We start from the raw sequence: 8,373 nt of genomic DNA, 5'->3' as shown, positions 1-8,373 counted from the left end.
GCCCGCTCGGCCGCCGCCCGCCCCACCGACCCCGGCGCCACCACCGTCGCCCTCATCGACGAGTCCCCGTTCCTCACCCGCTGGCCCGACGACCACGCCCGCCGCGAGGCGCGCCGCGCCGCCTGGCGCGAGCTCGTCGAGGCGCACGGCGGCACCGCCCTGTTCGTCGACCTCGCCGACCCCGATCCCGAGCGGGCGGCCGCGCAGCTCGCGGAGGCGGCATCCGTCGACGCACCCCGCCCCGACGGGCGGAGCCGGCGATGACCGCCGCCGACGTGCCGGGCCGCGACGCGGGCGCCGTGTCGCTCTCGCTCATCTCGCACACGAACGCCGGCAAGACCACGCTCGCGCGCACGCTCCTCGGCCGCGACGTCGGCGAGGTGCGCGACGCCCCGCACGTGACCGCCGAGGCGACCCCGTATCCGCTCGTGCAGACCACGTACGGCGACCTGCTCACCCTGTGGGACACGCCCGGCTTCGGCGACAGCGTGCGCCTCGTGCGGCGGCTGCGGCAGGATCGCAACCCGATCGGCTGGTTCCTGTCGCAGGTGTGGGACCGCTACCGCGACCGCGCCCTGTGGCTCAGCCAGCTCGCGGTGCGCAACGTCGCCGAGCAGGCCGACGTCGTGCTCTACCTGGTGAACGCGGCCGAGGAGCCCGACGACGCCGGCTACCTCGGCCCCGAGCTCGAGGTGCTCGAGTGGATCGGCAAGCCCGTGCTGGTGCTGCTCAACCAGACCGGCCCGCCCCGCGAACCGGCGGTCGAAGCCGCGGATGCCGCGCGCTGGCAGGCCGCGCTCGCCGACCGGCCGCACGTGCGCGGCGTGCTCGCCCTCGACGCGTTCGCCCGGTGCTGGGTGCAGGAGTTCACGCTGTTCGACGCGATCGACGACCTCGTCCCCGATGGCTCGCAGGCGGCGTTCGGGCGCCTCGCCGCCGCGTGGCGCGACCAGCGCATGGACGAGTTCGAGCGGTCCATGGCGGCGCTCGCGGGGCCCATCGAGCGGGCGGCGGCCGACCGGGTCGTGCTGCCGGCCGAGCCGCTCTCGTCGCGCGTCGGCGGATCGTTCGGGTTGCCGAACCCGGCTCGGTCGCAGGCGCGAGCGGATGCCGCGGAGCGGATGTCGGCCCGACTGCGCGACGACCTTCGGGCGAGCACCGACGAGCTCATCGCCATCCACCGGCTCGAGGGGCGCGCGACCGACGCGGTGCTCGAGCGCGTCGCCGACGACGTGCACGTCGATGCGCCGCTCGACGAGGGCCGGACGGCCGCGCTCGGCGGCGTGGTCTCCGGGGCGCTCACCGGGCTCGGCGCCGACCTCGCCGCGGGCGGACTCACGTTCGGCGCGGGCATGGTCGCGGGCGCGATCGTCGGGGCGCTCGGCGGCGCGGGTCTCGCACGCGGCGTGAACGTGTACCGGGGTCGCAGCGACGCGAGCCTCCGCTGGGAGGACGCGTTCCTCGACGGACTCGTGACCTCGTCGCTGCTGCGGTACCTCGCCGTCGCGCACTACGGCCGCGGGCGCGGCGCCTGGACGGAGGGGGAGTACCCGCCGTTCTGGCGCGAGCTCGTCGTCGAGGCCGTCGTCGCCGAGCAGGAGCGGCTCGCGGTCGTGTGGGCGCAGACGCGCGAGTCGCCCGGGTCGCGCGGCGACGACGAGCGGATGCGGCAGGAGCTCGAAGCGGTGCTCCGATCGCTCGCGCTCGGCCTGCTCGACCGCCTCTACCCGGGGGCGCTCCGCGAGGTCGAGTTCCGGGGCTGAGCGGCCCCGGGGCGGCGTCCGCCGGCCGCGAGCCGCGGCATCCGTCGACGCGCGGGGTGCTCAGGATGCGCGACGGGATGCCGCCGGGCCGGTGCTCCACAGCGCCCAGGCGACGAGCACCGGCTGCAGGAACAGTCGCAGGAACCGCGCCCGGTCGGTCCGCATGAACGGCACCGGCCGCCCGGTGCGCCAGTGGTGCACGTTGCCCGGGAACACGGCGACGAAGAACGCGGCGACTGCGGCGCCCACCCTGCCCCGCTCGCGCGCCGGGGCGACGGCGGTCGCGGTGCCCAGCAGGATCTCCGCGATCCCCGACGTGACCACCACGACGTCCTTCCCCGCGCGGTCGGATGCCACCCAATCGGGCACCGCGATGCGGAACCCGCGGCGCCCCCAGCTCAGGTGCGAGACCCCGGCGAAGACGAGCAGGCCCGCGAGCAGCCAGCGCGCGACCGTGCGGACGGCCGAGGGACGGGCGGCGGGACGGCCGGCAGGGCGGCTTCGGCGGGGCATCGCCCCAGTCTCGCAGGCGGCCGCTGCACCGCAGCCGCGGCCTGCGCGAATGCAGGAGAATCCGCATCACCGCGCCCCAGTGGCATCCGTGACCCGGATTCTCATGCATCGCGGCGCGCGCGAACCCGCGCGGGTCAGTCGAGCGGATTCTCGAACCAGAAGTCGGCGTAGCGCTCGCCGTTGAAGTCGTCGATCTCGACGTACCCGTTCGCGCGGTACAGCGCGATCGCCTCGGTGAGCGTGCGGTTCGTGTCGAGGCGAACGGATGCCGCGCCCAGCCGCCGAGCGGCCGCCTCGACCTCGCGCAGCAGCCGTGCCCCGAGCCCGATGCCGCGCGCGTCGGGCGAGACCCAGAGTCGCTTGATCTCGGCGTACTCGTCGCCGTCGCGCCGCTTCACGCCGACGCATCCGACCGCGGTGCCGTGCAGGAACGCGACGAGGAACGCGCCCTGCGGCTCGCGGAACTCGTCGTCGCTCGTGGGCCGCGACTGCCCGGGGTCGAACCCGACGTCGAACCGTGTCGCGAGCTCGGCGAAGTACGCGTCGATGCTGGCTCGCGCGGCCGGCTCGGCGGGGTCGACGACGCGCACCTCGACGGCCGACGCCGTCATGAGGCGTCGCACCTCGTCCATCGCGTCGAGCAGCCGGGTGCGCTGCCGGTCGGTGAGGGGGTCGAGGATGCCGCGGGCGAGGTCGTCGGATCCGCGGTCGAGTTCGGCCCGCTCGGCGCGGCCGAGCTCGGTGAGCCGCACGACGCGGACACGCGAGTCGTCGGCGGCGGGCTCGACCCGCACGAGCCCGTCGGCCTCGAGCGCCCGGAGCTGCCGGCTGAGGTACCCGGAGTCGAGCCCGAGCCGCTCGCGGAGGTCGCGGAGCTCGGCGCCCTCCGGCCCGGCCGCGCCGATCTCCCAGAGCAGGCGGGACTGCCCGAGGGGTCGGCCGCGGGCGAGGTAGTGGTCGTCGAGCGCGCCGATGCGCTCGGTCACGGTGCGGTTGAACTCGCGGACCCGGGTGATGCCGTCCATATCTCTGACTTTAGTCAGAGGGATGCCGACGTTCAACTGCCGTCGCCCGAGCCGGCGTTGACCCGGACCGAGGGGATCCACTCGACGTCGACGCTCGCCGGGTCGATGCCGGCCGTCTGCAGCCGCTCGGCGAAGGGTGCGACATCCGGTGCCGCATCGCCGCCCGTGATGCGCACGACGTACGTCAGCGCCGAGACGTACTCGACCGAGATGACGTCGAGCTGCTCGTCGGCCGCCCACGCGTCGGCCGCACGCGTGATGCCGTTCTGCTGCGTGTTCAGCGTCGTCGTGACGAGCGTCGAGAACCCGAGCGGCAGGGCAACGAGCACCAGCACGCCCGCGATCGCCAGGTTGGACCGCCGCCGGTTCACCGCCTTGACGCCCGGCGGGAGGGGCGTCGCATCCAGCCGACCCCACCGCGGAACCCGGTACACCGCCATGATCACCACCCCGGTGCCGAGGATCGCCGCGACGTTCGCGGTGAACAGCAGGAGCGAACCGATCGAGCTGCCCCAGTCGCCGGACTCGGCGGCGATGCCGACCACGACGAGCGGCGGCACGAGCGAGATCGCGATCGCGACGCCCGGCAGGGTGTCGGAGATGTCCTTGCGCACGAGCGCGATCGAGCCGACCGCGCCCGTCGCGAGGGCGGCGAGCAGGTCGATGAGGCCCGGGCTCGCGCGGCCCGCGACCTGGCTGTTCGTCTCCTCGGTGATCGGGCTGAGGGCGAGCATGCCCACGAGCCAGCCGATCGCGATGGCCGCCGCGGCCCCCGCGATCATCAGCAGCAGCGAGCGGGTGAGGTTGCGCCGGTCGCCGAGCACGGTCGCGAGCATCGTGCCCTGGATGGGCAGCATCATCGGGGCGACGATCATCGCGCCGATCACCGTCGCCGTCGAGTCGGCGACGACGCCGGCCGCGGCGATCACCGACGAGAGCGCGAGGAGCATCCAGAAGCGCTGGAGCTTGCGGCGCCGGTGCGGGTCCTCGAAGAACACCGACTCCCGCATGTGCTCGATCGTGTTCAGGGCATCGGACGGCGGCGGTGGGTACGACGGCTGCGGGTGCGACGGCTGCGACATGGCCCCTCCTCGGCGGGCCGCGCGGGTCCGGCCCTGGTGCCGAGCGTACGACCGAGCCGAACGGATGCCACGGGACTCAGGGCCCCCACCCGCCCGGGTCTCGGGTCACCACGGATGCCGCGACCGCGGGATCGCGCGACCCTCGACGTATCCACCACCGACGGGCCCTATCCCGCAGCATCCGACCACCGGAGGGATCGAGACCATGGACCTCGCGAACCACCACCTGGCCCAGTCGACGCAGGCCGCCGACGCCCGGCACGCCGAGCGCGTCAACGAGTACCGACGCATCGCCGCCGAGCGCCGCGCCGAGGAGCGCACCACCGCGACCGGATCCACGGCGTCGCTCCCGCAGCGGATCTGGCACGCGGTCGTCGAGGCCGCCACGCTGCAGCACTCCCGGGCCCACCGCCTGTCGCACTGAGCGACCGCGCACGCGACGCGGCACCGCCGCGAACGCGACGCGCCACGGCCCCCAACGCGAAGCGGGCCCGCTCCGAGTGGAGCGGGCCCGCCGCGTCATCCGCTGACGCCGGTCGCCGGCCCTACGGCTGGACCGCCGGGTTGGTGACGCGCACCGTCATGACGCCGCCGGTCTCCTGCGTGAGCACCGTGACGTCGACGCCGTGCCCGGCGACCTTCACGCCGCCGAGCGGGTTCGACGCGTGGAAGTACGCGTCGACCACGCGGTCGGTGAACGTCGCCGTCTGCCGGTCGTTCGGCGCCGCGGCGCCGACCTGCTGCACGGTCTGCGACTTGCCCTTCCCGACCGTGACCTCCTTGTGGAGCACCACGTCGTCGGCGTCCTGCAGGCCGAAGGTGGCGTCGAGCGGCTGGCGCCGGTTGCTCGGCGCGGTGCCGTCGGCGTAGGTGAACTTCGCCGGTCGGGCGTCCACCGGCAGCGCCAGGCCGTGGCCCGGGTGCTCGATGGTGTTGTTGTCGCTGTACGCCTCGTCGACCGCCCACACGAGCATGCCGTCGGCGAACGGGAAGTGCTCGACCTTGTCGGGCGCGGTGAGTCCGTAGCTGAACTGGTACGGGCCCGTCTGCAGCGTGGTGTCGTAGTCGACGTAGGTGCGGTTCTCGACGAGGTAGTAGCGGTCGCCCTCGCTCGTCTCGGTGCCGGTGCTGCGCGTGAACCCGTTCGCGGTCCAGCCGTTGTCGCCCGACTCGACGTCATCGGCGAACAGCGTGGTGCCGCCGTTCCTCACGACGATGTCGTCGAGGAACGCACCGGCGTAGTGCACGCCGCCGTCGGTCTGGTAGCGGAACCGGAAGTCGACCTTCCCGCCACCGGGCACGGTGAGCCGCAGGCTCGACCACTTGCCGCTCGTCGAGCCGTCGATGGGCTTGCCGATGCGGATCCAGTCGGTGGTGCCCGCCGGACGGTACTCGGCGTACAGGTAGTCGTAGCCGGCCTCGATGTCATACCACGCCTTCGCGGTGACCGTCGCCGAGCGGATGCCGGTGAGATCGAGGCTGCGCGTGAGCGTGGTGTTCAGGTCGTCGGCGCTGCCCGACCACCAGGCGTACGAGCCCGAGGCGGGCGTGGTGTACTCGGTGGTGATGCCCGCGTCGGGGACGTCGACCACGAGCGCCTGCTCCTGGCCGTCGACCTGCCGGGCGGCGGGGCTCAGGGTGAACTCGCCGGACTCGCCCGGCGAGACCACGGCGTAGTCGAGCCAGCCGAGCTGCAGCTTCTCCCACGGGCCCATGTAGTTGGGCTTGTTGCCGATGGAGCCGTCGCCGTCGCCGAGCCACGAGCCGCTCGACATGAGGGTCCAGAACCCGGTCGAGTTCTCGCCGCCCGCGGTGTCGTAGAAGTCGGGCAGGCCGAGGTCGTGCGCGTACTCGTGCGCGAAGACGCCGAGGCCGCCGTTCTCGGGCTCGGTCGTGTAGTCGCCGATCCAGATGCCGGTGTCGCCGATCTGCGCGCCGCCGAACTTCACCTGGGTGCCGTCGACCGTGGGTCCGGTCTTGCCGAAGTCGGTCGAGTTGACGTACCAGCGGTGCGACCAGATGGCGTCCTCGCCCTGGGCGCCGCCGCCGGCGTCCTCGCCCTCGCCGGCGTGCACGGCCTGGAAGTGGTCGAGGTACCCGTCGGGCTCGTCGAAGTCGCCGTCGCCGTCGTAGTCGTAGCGGTCCCAGACGTCGAACTCGGCGAGCTCGGCGCGGATCTGCTCGACCGTCTTGCCCTTGGCGCGCTGCGCCTGGTACCAGGCGTTGCCGGAGTCCTCGACGAACTGCCACGCCCCGCCGTAGTCCTCGACGGAGTTGTCGCCGTAGGTCGACGCGTTGCCGGGCACCTTGACCCACTCGCTGACCGCGCCGTCGACGGTGTAGTTGCCCGCGGACTGCTTGGAGTAGAAGTCGGCGAACGACTCGCCCTCGCCGAAGAAGAGCTCCTCGTAGTACTCGGTGCTGAAGTCCTGGGTCCAGAACGTGCTGTTGTTCTTCGCCGGGTCGGGCTTCGCGATCTGGTTGTGCAGCGGGCCGGGGACGGTGCCGAGCTTGCCGCTGCCCTGCTCGCCGAACTCGGCGAGGATCGTGAAGAGGCGGCCGGTGCCGGTGACGGCGGCCTGGTAGTACTTGTCCTCGGCCAGCTGGACGACGCCGTCCTCGCCGGGGGACGCCTGACCCGACAGGATGAGCTCCTGCGCGGCCTTGCGCCGCTCGTTCTGCCGCTCGGTCAGGGGGCCGGGGCGGTTGTCGGGTCGTGCCGCGGCGGCGGTCGCCGGCGCGGTGTTCGGGTCCTTCGCGGGTGCGGCGAGGGCGGCGGGGCCGAACGCGGCTCCGGCGACCATCGTCGCGCTCGCTGCGACGGCAGCGAGCAGTCCGCGCGTGCGTGTTCTCACGTGCTCTCCTTCAGGGAATCGCCCGGTGGTCCGGGCAAAGGTGAAGGGAAGCTAACACGCACCCCCGTCCGAGGAGAAGCGTTTCAAGGGTCTTGACTTAACCTCGGCATTCGAGCTAAACGGATGCCGCACTCCGGGCCCCGCGCCTGCCGCCCGTGTTCCCGCGAGGGGACGCAACACGCCGCGGCCCGTCGGGCCGGCGCGGCGTGTTGCGTCCCCCCGGTGGAATCCGGGCAGCGCCACCCCCTCGCGCCGCGCGCGACCGTGCCCCATGCTGGGGAGCATGGACTCGCCGGACGCCGTCCCGTCGCACGCCTCGGTCGCCCTCGGGGCGCTCGCCGAACTGGCGCGCGACGCGCTCGCCGCGGCATCCGCCCATCGCGTCGTGATCGGCATCACGGGCAGTCCCGGGGCGGGCAAGTCGACGCTGGCCGATGCGCTCGTCGCCCGGTTGAACGACACGGATGGCGCGGGGCTGGCGGTGCACCTGCCGATGGACGGGTTCCACCTCGCCAACGCGACCCTCGACCGGCTCGGCCGGCGCGACCGCAAGGGCGCCATCGACACGTTCGACGGATGGGGCTTCGCGGCGCTGCTCGCGCGGGTGCGGTCGGAGACCGACCACGTCGTCTACGCGCCGGGCTTCGACCGCCGCATCGACGAGCCCGTCGCGGCCGAGATCGCGATCGAACCCGACGCGCGCATCGTGGTCGTGGAGGGCAACTACCTGCTCGTCGACGAGGAGCCGTGGCGGCAGGTCGACGAGCTCGTGGACGAGGCGTGGTTCGTCGAGGCGACCGAGGAGGACCGGCTCCGCCGGCTCGTCGCCCGCCACACCGAGTTCGGCCGGACCCCCGAGGCGGCCCGCGCCTGGGCGGTCGAGGTCGACGGCGTGAACGCCCGGATCATCGAGCCGACGGTCGCGCGCGCCGACGTGGTGGTCTCCGGCGCGACCTGGGACGTCGCGGTCAGCGGCTGACGCGCGCCCGGCGTCGGCGGCGGGTGCGAGCATGGGTGCATGCCCGAACCCGAGTCGCCCGCGTCCGGTGCGCGCGGCGCGACGGTCGCCGGCGCGACCGACGGCACGGACTGGCGCGCCCGGCTCGAGGGCCTGACCGGCGCCCGCGCCGACGCG

8 protein-coding genes are annotated in these 8,373 nt (G+C 73.7%); 4 read left to right on the top strand and 4 right to left on the bottom strand.

The features are described 5' to 3' along the window. On the top strand, positions 1-264 hold a 264-nt coding region (locus tag AVP42_RS16780), incomplete at its 5' end, for a hypothetical protein (RefSeq protein WP_197467042.1). Continuing rightward, entirely contained in the window at positions 261-1,763 is a 1,503-nt protein-coding gene (locus tag AVP42_RS14755; RefSeq protein WP_067950382.1) for a DUF3482 domain-containing protein, read from the top strand. The genes AVP42_RS16780 and AVP42_RS14755, both read left to right, overlap by 4 nt. A 60-nt stretch (positions 1,764-1,823) precedes the next feature. On the opposite strand, the gene AVP42_RS14750 is transcribed toward AVP42_RS14755, so the two are convergent. The 3 genes from AVP42_RS14750 to AVP42_RS14740 all read right to left on the bottom strand — a co-directional run bounded on the left by AVP42_RS14750 (position 1,824) and on the right by AVP42_RS14740 (position 4,383). Continuing rightward, the gene (locus AVP42_RS14750) at positions 1,824-2,276 is read right to left on the bottom strand and encodes a hypothetical protein (RefSeq protein WP_067950380.1); all 453 of its coding nucleotides are present in this window, start codon (positions 2,274-2,276) and stop codon (positions 1,824-1,826) included. 134 nt (positions 2,277-2,410) lie between these two features. After that, positions 2,411-3,301 carry a bifunctional helix-turn-helix transcriptional regulator/GNAT family N-acetyltransferase gene (locus AVP42_RS14745; RefSeq protein ID WP_067950378.1) on the bottom strand — a complete coding sequence of 297 codons (891 nt, stop codon included), beginning with the start codon at positions 3,299-3,301 and terminating at the stop codon, positions 2,411-2,413. 32 nt (positions 3,302-3,333) lie between these two features. Further along, positions 3,334-4,383 (bottom strand): DUF389 domain-containing protein, encoded by a 1,050-nt coding sequence (locus AVP42_RS14740; RefSeq protein WP_067950376.1) that lies wholly within the window; start codon positions 4,381-4,383, stop codon positions 3,334-3,336. Positions 4,384-4,588: 205 nt separating this feature from the next. On the opposite strand from AVP42_RS14740, the gene AVP42_RS14735 reads away from it, so the two are divergent. Next, positions 4,589-4,807, top strand: a complete 219-nt coding sequence (locus tag AVP42_RS14735) for a hypothetical protein (RefSeq protein ID WP_067950374.1) — start codon at positions 4,589-4,591, stop codon at positions 4,805-4,807. A 121-nt stretch (positions 4,808-4,928) separates the two neighbouring features. On the opposite strand, the gene AVP42_RS14730 is transcribed toward AVP42_RS14735, so the two are convergent. After that, positions 4,929-7,238, bottom strand: a complete 2,310-nt coding sequence (locus AVP42_RS14730) for an immune inhibitor A domain-containing protein (protein WP_231878654.1) — start codon at positions 7,236-7,238, stop codon at positions 4,929-4,931. A 283-nt stretch (positions 7,239-7,521) separates the two neighbouring features. On the opposite strand from AVP42_RS14730, the gene AVP42_RS14725 reads away from it, so the two are divergent. After that, positions 7,522-8,217 carry a nucleoside/nucleotide kinase family protein gene (locus AVP42_RS14725; protein WP_067950372.1) on the top strand — a complete coding sequence of 232 codons (696 nt, stop codon included), beginning with the start codon at positions 7,522-7,524 and terminating at the stop codon, positions 8,215-8,217. Positions 8,218-8,373 lie beyond the last annotated feature (156 nt).

Source organism: Agromyces sp. NDB4Y10 (assembly GCF_001620055.1).
GTDB lineage: Bacteria > Actinomycetota > Actinomycetes > Actinomycetales > Microbacteriaceae > Agromyces > Agromyces indicus.
Note: the sequence above shows the minus strand (reverse complement) of the source record. Positions and strands in the feature narration are given on the sequence as shown.